This window comes from Pseudomonas sp. Marseille-Q8238 (genome assembly GCF_965111915.1).
The window spans coordinates 38,057-54,438 of sequence record NZ_CBCOPI010000001.1; the positions used below are offsets into that span (position 1 = coordinate 38,057).

The following is a 16,382-nucleotide window of genomic DNA, read 5'->3' on the forward strand; positions in this document are numbered from 1 at the left end:
TTTTAACGACGTATTGCCAACGCAGGTAGTTTTTCAGCGGCCTGATAACGATAAATGAGAGATAAACGTGATTAGCCACGACGTGCGAGAGCAGGAGATTCGCGAGGCTGCTGCCGACTGGGCGGTGCGTCTCGACGCGGCTGCAGCGGGCTCCGCGCGCCCGGCGGAACTGGAGCGTTGGCTGGCGGATGATCCCCGCCACGTTCAGGCGTTGCAGTACGCCCAGGCCACCTGGAACCTGCTGGGACAACTGGGCAGCGCCCAAGCAACGGCACCCCTTGCCGAGGTCCGACAATTCCCCGCGCGCCGCCGCGCTGCTCCGCTGCGTTGGGTGGCTACTGCTGCGGCTCTCGTGCTGCTGGTGGTGAGCGTGCAACAGGGGGCGCAGATGATGGTCCCGCTGCTGGCCGACCATGCGACAAGCCGAGGAGAGATTCGCGAAGTGCAGCTACCCGATGGCAGCGTCGCTCAGCTGGATACGCAAAGTGCCATCGACCTTGTATACAGCGCCAGCGAGCGACGCATTCGTCTGTTGCAGGGCGAGGCCAGTTTCACCGTTGCGCCCTTGGGGCCAGATGAACAGCGCCCGTTTGTGGTGGAAAGCCGTGGTGGCAGCACCCGTGCGCTGGGGACGCGTTTCGTGGTGGGCGAGAACGCCGGCGAGGGTGCCTGGGTTGGCGTGCTTGAACACAGTGTGGAGTTGAAAGTGCCGTCCTCGTCCTCGCCTGCCGACAATCGGCTGGTACTCGGAGAGGGGCAGGCGGCCCGCTATGACCAGGCGGGCATCGAGCCTCTGGGTGGCCTTGATGTGCAACGTGCCAGCAGTTGGCAACGGGGTGTGCTGGTGTTCGAGCGCGTGCCGCTGGAGCAGGTCGCACAACGCCTCAACCGCTATCGTACAGGCTGGGTGGTGATCGCCGACGCGCAGTTGGCCCAGCGTGAAGTCAGTGGCGTATTTCGCCTCGACAGCCTGGATGAGGCCTTGTCGACGGTGACCCGTGAGCTGCACGCCAAACGCACCGATCTTCCAGGCGTCAGCCTGATCTACTAGCTCTCGCACGCTTCCTCAGGGTTCACCGCGCGCACCGCCATGGCGTAGCTAACATGTACCCCGGCTGGCGCGAACTTGCCTGCCATACGACCTGGAAGACCACTGATGGTGAGGTGGTCTTTCTGGGCGCCTTTGTGCCAGAGCCACAAACTTTTTCTCGAAATACTTACTGACTTTTCTCGCTTCGCTCGTCTGCATTGTTGAGATTGATTTTCATTAATCGATAAAAACAAGCCAACGAAGTGAGCAGGAAGCGTGACTCAAGACAATCTATCCCGGCCTTTGAAGCCTCGTGCAGCATGGACGCGCTGCCTGGTTCTGGCCGGTTGTGCGCTGCTGGTGGGAGCAGCGCACGCGCAATCAACCTCCATGGATGGGACGCAGGGCGCTACCTCACAAGCAACCTCGACGGTCGATTTCAATATCGCCGAACAGGCATTGGATCGCGCCGTTGTCGCCTTTGCCGAGCAGGCAGGCGTACAGGTGTTTTTCGACAGTGGGAAGCTGTCGGGTCTGCATAGCCGTGGTTTGAAGGGGCGCTACTCCGTCGAGGACGGCCTTGCTCTGCTGCTGGCGGGCGCACCGGTCCGTTACCAGTTCACCGGTGAGCGCAAGGTCAGCCTGGAGCGGTTGGCGGGTGCGAGTATGGACGGTGCGCTGGAGCTGGGGGCCACTCAGATCCAGGCTGGTCATGTGAACGACTGGGTGTACGAAGCGCCACGCTCGGTGAGCGTGATCACCCGCGAACAGATCGACCGGCGCCCGCCCCGGCATGCCGCCGACATGCTGGCGGATACGCCTGGGGTGACCAGCGCGGTCGACCGCAACAACCCGTCCCTGTCGGTGAACAATCGCGGTATGCAGGACTTCGGTCGGGTCAACATGATGATCGACGGCATGCGCCAGAACCATGTGGAAAGCGGTCACCAGCAGCGCAATGGCGAGATGTACATCGACTCCGAACTGCTCAGCAGCGTGGTCATCGAGAAAGGCCCCAATGCCGGCGTATACGGCGCCAATGCCATTGCCGGCAGCGCCAACTTCCAGACCCTGGACTATGACGACATCATTTTGCCGGGCAAGGATCAGGGTGTACGCCTGCGCGGCACCACCGGCGTTGGCGGCTATGCTAATGGCGTGAATTTCCTCGGCAGTGCTGCGGTAGCCGGGCGTTTCGATGATCGCCTGGAGCTGTTATTCGCGCGTAGCCAGAAGAACCTGGGTGCCTATGAGATTGGTGATCGTGGGCGGACTTGGCTTACCGAGTCGCTGTCGCTGGGGCAACAGGAAATCAATGAGATGCGTTATTCCGACCAGAAGCAGGACTCCTGGTTGGCTAAAGCACGTTGGAGGCTCAGTGATGAACAGAGCCTGCAGTTCACTTACACCGGTACGGAAATTTCCTACAGCAATACCTCGGACTGGAGCCAGGCCAATGCCAATGGAAATAGATCTTATGGTGCCGCGGAAGCCGAAAATGACTCTTATGCGCTGGACTATGCCTTTGCTCCGGACAACCCGCTGATCGATCTGAAGGTCAAACTGTATTTCGTCAGCACTGAGAACCATCGCGTTGCTGACGCTCGTCCTACCGCATTGACAAATACTGCTTGGAGTAATGGTTATTGTCTGCAGAATCCGATAGCGGCGAGTTGGCAAAGTGCTTGCCTAGCCGGGTTGACCAATACAACGCATAGCCGTACCGATACGTGGGGCTTGCAGCTGGAGAACACCTCAAGTTTCACCGTCGACCGTATTCAAGGTGCGGAGCTTTCAGCCAACTATGGCATCGAGTGGTTTCAGGACGAGGGCAAGTCTGGCAATGAAGCCAATCGCAACGGGGTAACTACCAGCTATCTGGAAGGGCTGACAGGGAACAACTTGAACCCCAATGGGCGGCGTGATGTGGCCAGTGCCTTTGCCTCGCTGACCTTTGCAAAGGACCCCTTCACCCTCAAGGCAGGGTTGCGTTATGACTGGTACCACTTGCGTGGGAAAACGACGGTTCCCGGGGCGAAAAGCAGCTACCTGAGTCGTTTCGATAGCTACCTGAGCTACTGGTGCAATCGCCCGCAAACCAACGCCACAAACTATGCAGGCTGCCAGGCAGGGTTGACCGGGGGAGAAGCGGGCGCCATTGCGTGGTGGGAGTCCAATCAGGCAACCAGTTACTGGACGACAACGCGCTGGGGAGAACAGTGGACCGATGAAGCCATCAGGTATGAATACGACGTCGACCGTAGCATGGGCAGGTTTTCACCCTTCGCATCAGCCTCCTACAAACCTGTGGCCTGGCTCGAGCTGTTCGCCAACTGGGGTAAGGGCTTCCGTCCACCGGCCATTACCGAGACCCTGTGGGAAGGTTCCCATCCCGGCGGCGGTGCGGAGTATATGTACCCCAACCCCTTGCTTGATCCGGAGCGCTCCACCAGTTGGGAAATGGGTCTGAATATCCTGCGCCAGAATCTCTTTAAGACCGACGACCGCCTGGGGATAAAACTGGCTTACTTCGATACCAAGGTGGATAACTTCGTGTTCACCAGTATATCGAACACGTTACCAGGGGTTATTACTGGCGGGCTGGGTAACAATTTCTTCGTGAATAATCTAGAGGTAACCAAGTTTCGCGGTATAGAGCTGGAAGGCAACTATGATGCCCAGCTCTGGTACATCGGAGCTAATTATACGAAGTACTTGAGTGACGAAAATGATTTCTGCAAGAAGCAATGGCCCTTGGGTAGCCAGATCAGTCGCTTCGATCAGCCAAGAGAAGATGGATCCATGACGCCACAACATCTTCAAGCTATCGCTGCAGGATATGGGTCTTATCAGGAAATGCTGGATAGCAGAATCCTCCCATGTGATATCGCGGGGGTAATGAATGCCACGCGTGCCATGCCGATGGACCGTCATGGCGCCACGCTGGGTGTTCGCCTCTTCGACAAGAAACTGGACATGGGGATTCGCTATAACCGCAGTGAGGGCGATGCGCCTAGTAATTGGACTACCGGTGATAACTTGTGGGACTCCTATACCACATGGGACTTCTATGCCAAGTACCAGCCGCTACACAACCTCGCTCTCAATTTAGCCGTAGAGAATATTCGAGACGAGAATTACCTTGGTGGTTATTCAGATATGTTCTCCCGAACTTACGCCCCGGGACGTACTGTGCAGGCAGGTTTTGAAGTTAGATTCTAAAGAGTCGATGCTTTTTATCGTCTCTTAGGAACAAAGGCGGGGAGTTCTCCGTCTTTCCAAGGCACACCATTTCGGTGTGGCTTTCTAACCGGCCAACCACTGGCCAAGTGAAATACAGGGAGACCTAACATGGCGACTATTGCAACGTTCTGCTATAGCGAGAACGAAGACCATTATCCAGCATTCACTGACTGGACCAGTTCACTTGAAACGGTTCTGGATGCTTGGGCAGCGGACGGTGTTCCAGGCAGTCACCCAGGCAATACAGGTGGTTTTTACAATGGTGGTGTGGTTTCGGGAGATACCTATTCCTTCTCCACAGGTGCCGGCTATGCGTTCTCGGCGTATGGCGACCTGAACTACTACTTCCCGCCACTCAGCGGTGGAGCAATACCCGGTGCTCAATCCCATACCCTGTACGGCACCATCGAGAAGATCACCTTCGGTGGCGGCCTGGATGCAAATGGTGCGGTCATCGACCCCTTCCTGACCATTTGCTTCGACGAGCCAATTGTCAGCGATGCCACCAACGTTGGCGCCTACTCGGTCCACGATGTGATCTGGGGTTTGATGAACGGGTCGCTGACTGGTTATGGCAGCACTCTGCTCGGAACACCAGCGGGTGGCTACGGTGGCCTTTACGCTGTGCTTGAAGATATCTATGGCGTTGATCTCACCGATACCCTCGCAAGCCTCGGTACTCCCTTCGATGACTGCGGTTGCGACTCCGCACTGGTCGGTATTCCAGAAGGCGACGACTACCTGCTGGCAGCCTGATCATCAGGCAATAAAAAGCGGATAAAAGATCGCTCTTTTACCCGCCTCTGAAACACCCGGCACAACCTGAGTTTTTGCGGACGTGGGTTGTGTCGGGACCGGGAGATGCTCCCAACTTCACCCAGGCAGGTCAATCATGTCCCGTAAAAAGTCTCGGGCCGAGATGCAATCCGTCCAAAATTCATATGTTAATGATTCTCATGCGCGAGAAAAGTCACTAAAAGTTCCGCCATTTGCATTGAAAGAGGCCATGCCTGCACTGGCCCTGGTGCGTGCGCGTCCGGCACCCATTTCGCTCGCGGCGCTGGTCGCGCGTCATCAGGCTCGCCAACAGTTCTTGGCGACACCGCGCCCGCCACAGACCGCACACCCCAGCCTCGGCAACTGGCAGGCAGGCCCGAGCAGTGGCTACGGCCCATCGGCCTATGTCTCGGCCACGCACCAGTATGAAGCCGATGAATAGCTGGACACCCGGCTGGCTTGGCCAGATGCGCAATTCGGAACGCCTTCTGTGTGACGCTGGCCAGCCTGTAGCACCCGGCGGATTACGACGCGCTAATCCGCCCTGCGGTTCTCACCAACGTGCCCACGATCGGGTTTCCATCACAGGAGATGGTGTATGAGCAAACCCAGACAAGCCGGAGGTGAGATCCTTTCAGCCCTTACCGCCTACAAGAGCGGCTTCTGGAGCATCGGATTCTTCTCGGCGGTGATCAACCTGCTGATGCTGGCACCAGCCCTGTACATGTTGCAGGTGTATGACCGGGTGCTGGCCTCCGGCAATCAGATGACCCTGGCGATGCTGACCTTGATGATGCTTGGCCTGTTCGCCTTCATGGGGGCGTTGGAGTGGGTGCGCAGTTTCGTGGTCATCCGCCTGGGCACACAGATGGACATGCGCCTGAACCAGCGGGTTTACGCCGCCGCGTTCGAGGCCAATCTGAAAGCGGGTCGGACTTCGGCCGGGCAGGCGCTGAAGGACCTGACCAGCCTGCGCCAGTTCGCCACCGGCAATTCGCTGTTCGCGTTTTTCGATGCCCCGTGGTTCCCGATCTATCTCCTGGTGATCTTCCTCTTCCATCCGTGGCTGGGCTTCCTGGCCCTGGGCGGTGCGGTGATCCTGGTGGCCCTGGCCTGGCTGAACCAGTACGTATCCCGGCAACCGCTGGCCGAGGCCGGGCGCTTGTCAATCCTGGCCAGCCAGCGCGCCGATGCGGATCTGCGCAATGCCGAGGCCATCGAGGCCATGGGCATGCTGGGCAACCTGCGTGAACGTTGGCTACAGGAACACCGGGGCTTTCTCGCGCAGCAGGGCCTGGCCAGTGAAAAGACGGCGGCCGTCAGTGCCTGGTCGAAAGGCGTCCGGCTGGCCCTTCAGTCGCTGATGCTCGGGCTGGGCGCATTGCTGGTGGTCTCCGGGGAGATCACGCCGGGGATGATGATCGCCGGGTCGATCCTGGTCGGACGGGTGCTGGGCCCGCTGGATCAGGTGATCGGTGCCTGGAAACAGTGGGCATCCGCCCGCCAGGCCTACCAGCGCCTGCAGAACCTGCTACAGGCACACCCGGCCCGTGAGGCTGGCATGGACCTGCCCGCCCCGCGTGGCGAATTGCGCGTGGAGAGCGTATCCGCCTGTGCGCCCGGCGGTCGGGTGCCGGTGTTGAGCAATATCGGTTTCGTGCTGGAAGCCGGTGATGTGCTCGGTATCCTCGGGCCATCCGGTTGCGGCAAGTCGAGCCTCGCACGCCTGTTGGTGGCGGCGCAGCCTGTACTGACCGGCAAGGTGCGCCTGGATGGCGCCGACATGCACCAGTGGGACAAGGCCGTGCTTGGCCCGTACATCGGCTACCTGCCGCAGGATGTGCAATTGTTCGCCGGCAGCATCGCCGAGAACATCGCCCGTTTTGGCGAGGTGGATGCCGAGCAGGCGGTGGCCGCCGCGCAGATGGCCGGCGTGCACGACATGATCCTGCGCTTGCCGCAGGGCTATGACACACGGTTGGGTGACGGCGGCAGTGGCCTGTCCGGGGGGCAGAAACAACGCATCGGCCTGGCGCGTGCCCTGTATGGCCTACCGGCGCTGATCGTGCTGGACGAGCCGAACGCCAATCTCGACGAAACAGGCGAACAGGCCCTGCTGGCCACCATTACCCGTCTCAAGGAGTTGGGACGCACCGTCGTGCTGATCACCCACAAGCCCACGCTGCTCAAGGGCGCGAACAAACTGCTGTTACTGCGTGCCGGGCAGATGCAGGCATTCGGCCCGGCCGAGCGGGTGCTGCAGGAATTGCAGGGCAGCGCCAAACCAGCAGCGACGCCGGCCTTACGGGTCGCCCCCAGCCTGAGCATGAGCTACGGCACCCCTGTGACATGAGCCTGCCGGTCCGCAGGGCTCGACCCTGCGTGGCTGACATCTCGTTACCGACGCTTGATGTATCCCGACATCTCAGGACTGACCCATGAATAGCCCGTCGAACAATCGTGCCCAGCCCCTGGCCGATGTACTGCCCATCGATGAACGCCGCCATACCCGCCTGGGCTGGTGGCTGGTGCTCGCCGGCTTCGGCGGTTTCCTGCTGTGGGCCGCCCTGGCACCACTGGACAAGGGCGTCGCGGTATCCGGCAAGGTCATGGTGTCGGGCAATCGCAAGGCCGTGCAGCATTCGGGGGGCGGCATCGTCGAACACATCGCGGTGCGCGACGGCGACCGGGTCAAGGCCGGTCAGGTCCTGCTGCGGCTGAATGAAACCGCACTCAAGGCCCAGGTCGACTCCTTGCGTGTGCAGTTCATCGGCACCCGCGCCAGTGAAAACCGTTTGCTGGCCGAGCGTGACGGGCTGGGCGCAATCACCTTCGATCCACAGCTGCAAGCCTGGCAGGCGGAACCGTTGGTGAGCGCAGTACTGGCGTCGCAGCAGCAATTGTTCGACAGCCGCCGCCAGGCTCTGGCACTGGAGCTCGATGGCCTGGCCCAGGGCATCGCCGGCTCGGAATCGCAACTGCGCGGGCTGCAGGCCGTGAAACAGGGCAAGCAGGCGCAGGAAAAAGCCCTGGCCGAGCAGCTAACCGGGTTGCGCGAGCTGGCTCGTGACGGCTACATCGCCCGCAACCGCCTGCTCGACACCGAGCGCCTGTATGCCGAATTGAACGGCGCGCTGGCGGATGACATCGGTCGCATCGGCCTGCTGCAACGGCAGATTGTCGAGATGCGCTTGCGCATCGGTCAGCGCCGCGAGGAGTACCAGACGGAGGTGCGCACCCAGTTGGCCGAGGCGCAGACACGCAGCGAAGACGTACGCCACCGGCTGGCCGGGGTCGAGTTCGAGCTGGCCAACAGTCAGGTGCGGGCACCTGCCGATGGCATCGTGGTGGGCCTGAGCGTATTCACCGAGGGCGGCGTGATCAGCCCGGGGCAGCAACTGATGGAAATCGTCCCGGAGCACGAGTCGCTCCTGGTCGAAGGCCGGGTGCCGGTCAACCTGGTGGACAAGGTGCACCCCGGCCTGCCGGTAGAGCTGATGTTCTCGGCCTTTAACCAGAGCACCACGCCCCGGGTGGCGGGCGAAGTGACGCTGGTCTCGGCGGATCGGCTGGTGGACGAACGCACGGACGAACCCTATTACACCCTGCGCGCCCAGGTGAGCGAAGCCGGCATGCGCGCGCTGGGCGACGTGGCCATCCGCCCCGGCATGCCGGTGGAAGCCTTCGTGCGCACGGGGGAGCGTTCGCTGCTCAACTACCTGTTCAAGCCACTGGCCGACCGTACCCACATGGCCCTGGTGGAAGAATGATGATGCGCTGGATCTGCTGGGCGCTCGTCGCCTGTTTCACGTCCTCCGTCCACGCCCTCGACCTGCAGGATGCCTACGCCCTGGCGCTGCGCAACGACCCGACCTTTCACGCCGCACTCAAGGAGCGCGAGGCCGGCCAGGAGGATCGCGCCATTGGCCGGGCCGCACTGTTGCCCAAGCTGAGCTACAGCTACAACAACGCCCGCAACGAATCCGAGGTGACCCAGTCGACCGCGCAGGGCAATGTGCGTGCCGACCGCGACTACCGGAGTTACGCCTCCAGTTTCACCCTGCGCCAGCCCCTGCTCGACTATGCCGCCTGGGCGCAGTACCGCGAAGGCGAGGCCAAGGCCCTGCTGGCCGACGAACGCTTTCGCGGGCGTAGCCAGGAATTGCTGGTGCGGTTGTTCCAGGCCTACAGCGAGGCGTTGCTGGCGGGCGAACAGATCGCCCTGGCCGGCGCACAGCGCATGGCTTATGCCGAACGCCTGCAACTCAACCAGCACCTGTTCGAGAAGGGCGAGGGCACGCGCACTGACCTGCTGGAAACCCAGGCCCGGCATGACCTGACCCTGGCCCAGGAGATCGAGGCAGGCGACGCCTTGGATGCGGCGTTGCGTGAACTGCAGGCGATCATCGGCGAACCGCTGGTGCTGGACGATTTGGCGCCACTGGTTGGCGACTTCCATATCCTGCCGTTGCAGCCTGCCGGCTTCGACGCCTGGCGCGATCTGGCCATGGCCAGCAATGCCGACCTCGCCGCCCAGCGCCATGCCCTGGACGTGGCGGCCCAGCAACGTGAACAGCGCCGCGCCGGCCATCTGCCCAGCCTCAGCCTGTACGCCAGCACGCGCAAGACCAGTTCCGACTCGGAAAGCAGCTACAACCAGCAGTACGACACCGACAGCATCGGCATCCAGATCAGCGTGCCGTTGTTCGCCGGCGGTGGCGTGGCAGCCGGCACCCGCCAGGCCTCACGTCGCTACGAGCAGGCCAGCTATGAGCTGGACGCGCAGACGGCAACCACCCTCAACGAGCTGCGCAAACAGTACAAGCTGTGCCTGAGCAGCGTGACCAAGGCACGCGCCTACGAACAGGTGGTCGCCTCGGCCGGCACCTTGATCGATGCCACGCGCAAGAGCGTGGCGGGTGGTGAGCGGGTCAACCTCGACGTACTGGACGCCGAACAGCAGTTCTACAGTGCCCGCCGCGACCTGGCGCAAACCCGCTATGCCTACCTGCGTGCCTGGTTGCAGCTGCGCTACCTGGCGGGCGTCCTCGATGCGGCGGACCTGCAGCAACTGGGGGGTTATTTTGGTGCGCCAGGGTGATAGGGGGTTGGGCTCGAGAGATAGAGGAAGAACGCGCTGGCGATTCTTCGCGCAAGCCGGTGCGTGTGGTGGTGTGTAGCGAATGAGAAATATTTTTTACTGGCAACCCAGGGGTTATTCGTCTCTATAAGCATGCTGAAGAGAAATGCCCACGACGTGGGCGCTATCGCTGCGCATCAATTCTGCTGAACCAGACCCTGTCGGCACGCGTGGCCGGCCCGCTTCCATGAGAATCCCATGACTGCATCCTCGCAACTCTCCCATCCCCTGCGTTCCCAGCGTCTCAACCAGATCACCCACGAGCCGCACAGCAAGCTCGATGCCCTGGTCAAGAGCCATGACCCCTTCGGCAGCCCGGAGCGTTTTTCCCGTTTCGTCGCGGCCCAGTACCTGTTCCAGTACGACCTGGAAAAGCTCTACAACGATCCTGCCCTGATCGCGCTGGTGCCTGACCTGTCGGCGCGTTGCCGGGTTGAGCAGGCCCGCCTGGATCTGGCCGACCTCAAGCATGCCGTACCCGAGGGCGATGACAGCGTGCGGGGCCAGAGCCTCGGTCTGGGTGCTGCCATGGCCTGGCTGTTCGTCTCCGAGGGCTCCAAGCTCGGTGCGGCCTTCCTGCTCAAGCGCATGCCGGCGCTGGGCCTGAGCGAGGCCTTTGGCGCGCGCCATCTCGGCGAACCTGAGGGTGGCCGGGCTCAAGGCTGGAAGCAGTTCACCGCGATCCTCGACGGTCTGGAACTGGACGCCGAGCAGGAGCGCGAAGCTGAAGTGGCGGCCATTGCCGCGTTCGAGCGTTTCGTCGTGCACCTGGAGCGCTGCTTTGCCTGATGAGCAGAGCGGCCAGCCACTGCGACCGACCCGGTTCCGCTGGCTCTGGCTGATCCTGGCGTATCTCAGTATCGCCCTGGCGGCGATCGGCGTGGTGGTACCTGGTTTGCCGACCACCGAGTTCGTGCTGTTGGCCGCCTGGGCCGCTTCGCGTAGCTCGCCGCGTCTGGCCGCCTGGCTGGAGAATCACCGGGTGTTCGGTCCGCTGCTGAAGAACTGGCGCAACGGCGGCATCATCACCCGGCGTACCAAGGTGGTTTCTGCGTTGAGCATGACGGTCGCGTTGCTGATCATGCTGCTGACCGTCAATCACCTGCCTTCCATCTTGTTTGCTGCCGCCGGGATGAGCTGCGGCGCGATCTGGATCTGGTCGCGCCCCGAGCAACCTCGTGATGCACCGGCGCCCTGTGCGGAGTGATCAGCTAGCGTCTGTTCGCCCAGGCTGGTCATCGTGGGCGAGTACCTGACGGATTCTCGCTGCCATAAAAAAGCCCGCTCATTGAGCGGGCTTGTTCATTCCGAGCGCCTGGGCGCAATCAGAATGCCGGCACCACGGCGCCTTTGTATTTCTCTGCGATGAAGGTCTTCACTTCCGGGGTCTGCAGGGCCTTGGCCAGTTTCTGCAGGGCGGCATTATCTTTCTCGTCTTCACGTACGACCAGGATGTTCACGTAAGGCGAATCGCTGCCTTCGATGATCAGGGCGTCCTTGGTCGGGTTGAGGCCGGCCTCCAGCGCATAGTTGGTGTTGATCAGGGCCAGGTCGACCTGGTCCAGCACGCGCGGCAGGGTTGCGGCTTCCAGCTCGCGCACCTTGATGGCTTTCGGGTTCTCGGCGATGTCTTTGACGGTCGCGGTGATGCCCGCCTCTTTCTTCAGTTTGATCACGCCGGCTTTCTGCAACAGCAGCAGGGCACGGCCGCCGTTGGTGGCGTCGTTAGGGATGGCAACCTGAGCGCCTTTGGGCAGGTCGGCCAGGGTCTTGATCTTCTTGGAGTACGCGCCGAAGGGTTCGACGTGCACGCCCGCGATGCTCACCAGGTGGGTGCCACGCGCCGCGTTGAATTCATCCAGGTACGGCTGGTGCTGGAAGAAGTTGGCATCCAGGCGCTTCTCGGCGACCTGTACGTTGGGTTGTACGTAGTCGGTGAAGACCTTGATCTGCAGGTCGACGCCTTCTTTGGCCAGGGCCGGTTTGACGAACTCGAGGAGCTCGGCGTGCGGCACGGCGGTAGCGGCCACGGTAACGGTGTCAGCGGCCTGGGCGGCAGCGGTGGTAAGGGCCGCAGCGGCGGCCAGGGCGGTCAGCAGTTTCTTCATGGTCGAGCTCCTTGTGGGAAGTGTGCGCAGGGTCCGGCGGTTGGCCGGTCGCCCGCTGCTGTTTCATTTACGGGGAATGTCATTTACGGGAAAAATGCACCACCAGCTTGTCGCCCGTGGTTTGCAGAACCTGTACGAGTATCAGCAGAAGAATCACGGTAACGGCCATCACGTCAGGCTGATAACGTTGGTAACCATAGCGCACGGCCAGATCGCCCAACCCGCCGCCGCCGATCAGGCCGGACATGGCGGTGTAGGACACCAGGGTGATGGCGGTCACGGTAATGGCTGCCCAGATGCCCGGCAGCGCCTCCGGCAACAGCGCGCGGAAGATGATCTGCAGGGTGGTTGCGCCCATCGCCTGGGTGGCTTCGATGATGCCGCGGTCGACCTCGCGCAAGGCGGTTTCCACCAGCCGCGCGAAGAACGGCGTGGCGCCGACCACCAGCGGTGGAATGGCACCGGCGACGCCCAGCGAGGTGCCGGTAATCAGCACCGTCAGCGGGATCATCAGGATCAGCAGGATGACGAAGGGCACCGAGCGCAGCACGTTGACCAGCAACGACAGCACGCGATAGAGCGCCTTGTTTTCGAACATCTGCCGTGGTCCGGTGACGAACAGCAGCACGCCCAGGGGCAGGCCGAACAGCACGGTGAACAGCAGCGAACCACCGAGCATGCTCAGGGTGTCCAGGCAGGCTTGCCAGATTTCCAGCCAGTCGACGTTGGGTAGCAGGCGTTGCAGCAGGGCGTCCATCAGCGCAGCACCTCAAGGTGAACGTCGGCGGCGGCAAAGCGCGCCTGGGCGGCATCCACATCACCGCCGGTCAGGGCCAGGGTCAGTTGGCCGTAGGGCGTGTCTTTGATGTGGTCGATGCGCCCGGCCAGGATGCTGTAGTCGACACCGGTTTCGCGGGCGATGGTGCCGAGCAGCGGCGCGTAGGTGGCCTGGCCCTGGAAGGTCAGGCGCAGGATCCGGCCGCTGACATGGGCGAAGTCGTCGTGCTGCTCCTGCTCGTCGACATGCTCGGACTCACGCACGAAGCGCCGCGTGGTCGGGTGCTGCGGATGCAGGAACACCTGCGCCACCGGCCCCTGTTCGACGATCGCCCCGGCATCCATCACCGCCACCTGATCGCACACGCGGCGGATCACGTCCATCTCGTGGGTGATCAGCACGATGGTCAGTTTCAGCTCGCGGTTGATCTCGGCCAGCAGGTGCAGCACCTGGGCGGTGGTCTGCGGATCGAGGGCGCTGGTGGCTTCGTCGCAAAGCAGGATGGTCGGTCGGGTGGCCAGGGCGCGGGCGATGCCGACACGCTGCTTCTGCCCGCCGGAGAGTTGTGCCGGGTATTTGTTGGCGTGGTCGCTCAGGCCAACCCGGGCCAGCAGCTCGGCAACGCGCTGGGCGATATCGCTGCGCGACAGCTCGCCGGCCAGCTCAAGTGGCATGGCGACGTTGGCTGCCACGGTTTTCGAGGACAGCAGGTTGAAGTGCTGGAAGATCATCCCGACCTGCTGGCGGAAGCGGCGCAGGCCATTGGCGTCCAGCGCGGTGATGTCGTTACCGTCGATGACGATGCGACCGCCGCTGGGTTCTTCGAGGCGGTTGATCAGGCGCAGCAGGGTGCTTTTGCCGGCGCCGGAATGGCCGATCAGACCGAAGACCTGGCCGGCTTCGATGCGCAGATCGGTAGGTTGCAGGGCGGGAATATCACGTCCGGCAACCCGATAGGTTTTCTGGATATGGTGGAACTCGATCACTGAGCGAACCTTGTGGGTGCGTTGGCAGCCTTGCCGCGCCAGGGTTGGTCGGGAGGGCTCCAGCAAGCGTAGGCGGTTAGCCGAAACGTGCGCAGTTTAGCCGGTTTGTTTATTCGTTCTTAGTCTTTGTTAGCCTGTTTTTCAACAAATAAGACATAAGAAACGGTTTATTCACGACCATTCGTCTATTCACCCTGGCCTGGGGTAAGCACCAGGTGTGGCACCGCATCCGGGTTGGTGACATGGGAAAGCTGCGGAGTATGTCCCGGGTTGAGTTTCTTGATGCGAGCCGAGAGCAAGGCGGCCACGAAGGGATAGTCCTTGGCCTCGCGCACTTCTATATGTACAGCGCAGTTGAAATTCACCACATCGGCGGCAACGGCGTCGAGCAGGGTGCGCAGGCTTTCACGGTCCTGGGTATCGAGCATGGGCAGCGGTACATCGCTGCTGGCGGCTGTAGGGTCGATCAGGCGTGGGGCGCGGGCAGCTGCCGCCGCCTCTGCCTTGGCGGCCTCTTGCGCAGTGCGTTTGGCAGCGGCTTCGCGCGCGGCCTGTTGTCTGGCGCGTTCGGCGATGAGCTTTTCTTCCGCTGCTTTTTGCTGCTGCGCCTGTTCGGCCTTTTGCCTGGCGATGGTTGCGGGGTCAGGCGTGGGTGGGCTGCTTGCTTTCAGCGCGGCCAAAGCCTGTTCGTACTCGCCCCTCAGGCCAGGGGCCTTGGCCATATAGCGTTGTGCTTTGTTCAACGCCTGGCTGGCACCAGGGGTGTCGTGGGCGGCGAGGCGCTGCTGGCCCTGGCGCAGGTAGGCGCTGGCCAGTTCGCGTTGGTACTGCTCGATGCGTACATCGCTGGGCGGAATGCTCTGCTGCAGCGTCGTGAGGCCGCTTTCCGCCGCTTGCAGTTCGCCGCGGGCGATCTGGCTGGAAACGGTATTGAAGGCCTTGACCTGATCGTCCACCGACCAGAATTCGGCATGGGCTTCGCTCAACAGCAGGCCGAGCAGAGGCGCGGCAACATAGCGAAGCAGGGATGCGTTCATGGGTTTATCTCTCGACTGGAACCGGTGCGCTGAGGGGCGCAGGGTCGCCAGTCTAGAGATTCGTCATCGTGGTTTCATCAGGTTTTTGCCGACGAAGCCCTCTTTATCGCTGTTTTTAACCGCTAGTTATTTCGTTATTGCAGTCGGATATGCGCTCTAGAGCGGCCCGTTGCGATCCAGGGCGCCCTCAGGTGCCGGGCATGGTCAGGTAGCCGGGCAGGGCCTTGATCCGCGCGATCCAGCGGATGATGTGGGGATAGGGTGTCAGGTCGATGCCACCTTCCGGCGCCAGGGCGACATAGGGATACACGGCGCAGTCGGCGATGGTCGGGCGCCCCAGTGCCAGCCAGTCATGCTGCTGCAGGTGCGTATCGATGAGGTCGAGAATGCGCGCCGCGCGCTTGAGGGCGTCGGTCTTGTCGATGGCATAGCCGAACTTGTCCACCAGGCGAGCGGCGCCGGGGCCGTTCTGGATCTCGTTGGCGGCGGTCGACAGCCACTGCATGATTTCTGCCTGCTGGGGCGCTTCTACCGGCCACCAGGCGGCGCCACCGCGAGTACCTGCCAGGTACACGAGGATGGCCTGGGAGTCACGCAATACGCGCTTGCCATCCACCAGGATGGGCAGCTCGGTCCAGGGGTTGAGGACGCTCAGGGGCGCGCGCTTGTGTTCGCCGGCAAGGAAATCGACAGGCGTGATCGTCAGGTCGATATTGGCCAGGGCGGCGAACAGCCGGACCTTGTAGCAGTTTCCGGACAGTTCCAGATCATAGAGCGTCATGCAGGTTCTCCTGGGGGGCAGTCAGTTGATTGAACTCGAGGACGTTGCCGTCCGGGTCGCGGATGAACAGGGCGATGCGGCGTGGTCCGATGGGGTGTGGTCCTTCGGTGATCCGGATGTCGCGCTGCTCCAGCCACGTCTGGAGGCGAGCGAGATCATCGACGACGAAAGCCGGGTGGGTCATGCCGGGCAGTTTTATCGGCTCGTCCAGCAGGACATTGCGGGCCTGCGGCCGTCGGGCGGCGTTGAAGATGAGGTTGATGCGTACGCCGTCGGCGCTGAGCATCTCGTTGGCTTCATGTTCGGGAAAGGCCGCGCTTTCGACGAAGCCCAGGCTTTGATAGAAGTCGAGGGCACGGCGCCGATCGCTGACGCGAATGCCCACGTGGTCATAGGTGAGGATCCGTGCGGGGTTGTTCTGCACGGGTGGCAATGAAGCGCTGGCGTGAGGGTTTGCGGGATTCATGGCGATGCCTTGCGGTCGACAGTGGACGTCGGCAGT

Annotated in this window: 15 protein-coding genes; 9 read left to right on the forward strand and 6 right to left on the reverse strand. The window is 62.0% G+C overall.

Features of this window, described 5'->3' with window-relative positions; genetic code table 11:
* Nucleotides 1-67 precede the first annotated feature (67 nt).
* From ACWPW0_RS00185 to ACWPW0_RS00225, 9 genes are all read left to right on the forward strand, one after another.
* Complete coding sequence (locus tag ACWPW0_RS00185) at nt 68-1,051, forward strand: FecR family protein (protein ID WP_454254065.1); 984 nt, start codon at nt 68-70, stop codon at nt 1,049-1,051.
* Between the two features lie 255 nt (nt 1,052-1,306).
* A complete protein-coding gene (locus ACWPW0_RS00190) occupies nt 1,307-4,252 on the forward strand; it encodes a TonB-dependent hemoglobin/transferrin/lactoferrin family receptor (RefSeq protein WP_454254066.1) in 2,946 nt (981 codons plus the stop codon).
* A 129-nt stretch (nt 4,253-4,381) separates the two neighbouring features.
* Nucleotides 4,382-5,029 carry a heme acquisition protein HasA gene (locus ACWPW0_RS00195; RefSeq protein ID WP_454254067.1) on the forward strand — a complete coding sequence of 216 codons (648 nt, stop codon included), beginning with the start codon at nt 4,382-4,384 and terminating at the stop codon, nt 5,027-5,029.
* Between the two features lie 250 nt (nt 5,030-5,279).
* The gene (locus ACWPW0_RS00200) at nt 5,280-5,492 is read left to right on the forward strand and encodes a hypothetical protein (RefSeq protein ID WP_447587870.1); all 213 of its coding nucleotides are present in this window, start codon (nt 5,280-5,282) and stop codon (nt 5,490-5,492) included.
* 156 nt (nt 5,493-5,648) lie between these two features.
* Nucleotides 5,649-7,403, forward strand: a complete 1,755-nt coding sequence (locus tag ACWPW0_RS00205) for a type I secretion system permease/ATPase (protein WP_454254068.1) — start codon at nt 5,649-5,651, stop codon at nt 7,401-7,403.
* An 85-nt stretch (nt 7,404-7,488) separates the two neighbouring features.
* Nucleotides 7,489-8,820: an HlyD family type I secretion periplasmic adaptor subunit gene (locus tag ACWPW0_RS00210; protein ID WP_454254069.1), complete on the forward strand. Its 1,332-nt coding sequence runs from the start codon at nt 7,489-7,491 to the stop codon at nt 8,818-8,820.
* A complete protein-coding gene (locus ACWPW0_RS00215; RefSeq protein ID WP_454254070.1) occupies nt 8,817-10,151 on the forward strand; it encodes a TolC family outer membrane protein in 1,335 nt (444 codons plus the stop codon). Before ACWPW0_RS00210 ends, ACWPW0_RS00215 begins: the two co-directional genes overlap by 4 nt.
* Nucleotides 10,152-10,388: 237 nt before the next feature.
* Complete coding sequence (locus ACWPW0_RS00220) at nt 10,389-10,979, forward strand: biliverdin-producing heme oxygenase (RefSeq protein ID WP_454254071.1); 591 nt, start codon at nt 10,389-10,391, stop codon at nt 10,977-10,979.
* Nucleotides 10,972-11,397, forward strand: a complete 426-nt coding sequence (locus ACWPW0_RS00225; protein ID WP_454254072.1) for a YbaN family protein — start codon at nt 10,972-10,974, stop codon at nt 11,395-11,397. Before ACWPW0_RS00220 ends, ACWPW0_RS00225 begins: the two co-directional genes overlap by 8 nt.
* A gap of 118 nt (nt 11,398-11,515) precedes the next feature.
* On the opposite strand, the gene ACWPW0_RS00230 is transcribed toward ACWPW0_RS00225, so the two are convergent.
* The 6 genes from ACWPW0_RS00230 to ACWPW0_RS00255 form a co-directional block, all read right to left on the reverse strand.
* Entirely contained in the window at nt 11,516-12,298 is a 783-nt protein-coding gene (locus ACWPW0_RS00230) for a MetQ/NlpA family ABC transporter substrate-binding protein (RefSeq protein WP_447587882.1), read from the reverse strand.
* A 79-nt stretch (nt 12,299-12,377) separates the two neighbouring features.
* Nucleotides 12,378-13,055, reverse strand: coding sequence for a methionine ABC transporter permease (locus ACWPW0_RS00235; RefSeq protein WP_447587884.1), 678 nt, complete (start codon nt 13,053-13,055; stop codon nt 12,378-12,380).
* Nucleotides 13,055-14,062 (reverse strand): methionine ABC transporter ATP-binding protein, encoded by a 1,008-nt coding sequence (locus ACWPW0_RS00240; RefSeq protein WP_447587886.1) that lies wholly within the window; start codon nt 14,060-14,062, stop codon nt 13,055-13,057. Before ACWPW0_RS00240 ends, ACWPW0_RS00235 begins: the two co-directional genes overlap by 1 nt.
* A 185-nt stretch (nt 14,063-14,247) precedes the next feature.
* A complete protein-coding gene (locus ACWPW0_RS00245) occupies nt 14,248-15,099 on the reverse strand; it encodes a PA5502 family lipoprotein (RefSeq protein ID WP_454254073.1) in 852 nt (283 codons plus the stop codon).
* A 187-nt stretch (nt 15,100-15,286) separates the two neighbouring features.
* Entirely contained in the window at nt 15,287-15,880 is a 594-nt protein-coding gene (locus ACWPW0_RS00250; RefSeq protein WP_454254074.1) for a glutathione S-transferase, read from the reverse strand.
* Complete coding sequence (locus tag ACWPW0_RS00255; RefSeq protein ID WP_454254075.1) at nt 15,867-16,346, reverse strand: VOC family protein; 480 nt, start codon at nt 16,344-16,346, stop codon at nt 15,867-15,869. The genes ACWPW0_RS00250 and ACWPW0_RS00255 overlap by 14 nt, the downstream gene beginning before the upstream one ends.
* Nucleotides 16,347-16,382: the final 36 nt, after the last annotated feature.

Coding starts and splice junctions, on each gene's coding strand:
- ACWPW0_RS00195 (WP_454254067.1), top strand. CDS start 4,382: ATGGCGACTATTGCAACGTTCTGCTATAGCGAGAACGAAGACCATTAT.
- ACWPW0_RS00200 (WP_447587870.1), top strand. CDS start 5,280: ATGCCTGCACTGGCCCTGGTGCGTGCGCGTCCGGCACCCATTTCGCTC.
- ACWPW0_RS00205 (WP_454254068.1), top strand. CDS start 5,649: ATGAGCAAACCCAGACAAGCCGGAGGTGAGATCCTTTCAGCCCTTACC.
- ACWPW0_RS00210 (WP_454254069.1), top strand. CDS start 7,489: ATGAATAGCCCGTCGAACAATCGTGCCCAGCCCCTGGCCGATGTACTG.
- ACWPW0_RS00215 (WP_454254070.1), top strand. CDS start 8,817: ATGATGATGCGCTGGATCTGCTGGGCGCTCGTCGCCTGTTTCACGTCC.
- ACWPW0_RS00220 (WP_454254071.1), top strand. CDS start 10,389: ATGACTGCATCCTCGCAACTCTCCCATCCCCTGCGTTCCCAGCGTCTC.
- ACWPW0_RS00230 (WP_447587882.1), bottom strand. CDS start 12,298: ATGAAGAAACTGCTGACCGCCCTGGCCGCCGCTGCGGCCCTTACCACC.
- ACWPW0_RS00235 (WP_447587884.1), bottom strand. CDS start 13,055: ATGGACGCCCTGCTGCAACGCCTGCTACCCAACGTCGACTGGCTGGAA.
- ACWPW0_RS00245 (WP_454254073.1), bottom strand. CDS start 15,099: ATGAACGCATCCCTGCTTCGCTATGTTGCCGCGCCTCTGCTCGGCCTG.
- ACWPW0_RS00250 (WP_454254074.1), bottom strand. CDS start 15,880: ATGACGCTCTATGATCTGGAACTGTCCGGAAACTGCTACAAGGTCCGG.
- ACWPW0_RS00255 (WP_454254075.1), bottom strand. CDS start 16,346: ATGAATCCCGCAAACCCTCACGCCAGCGCTTCATTGCCACCCGTGCAG.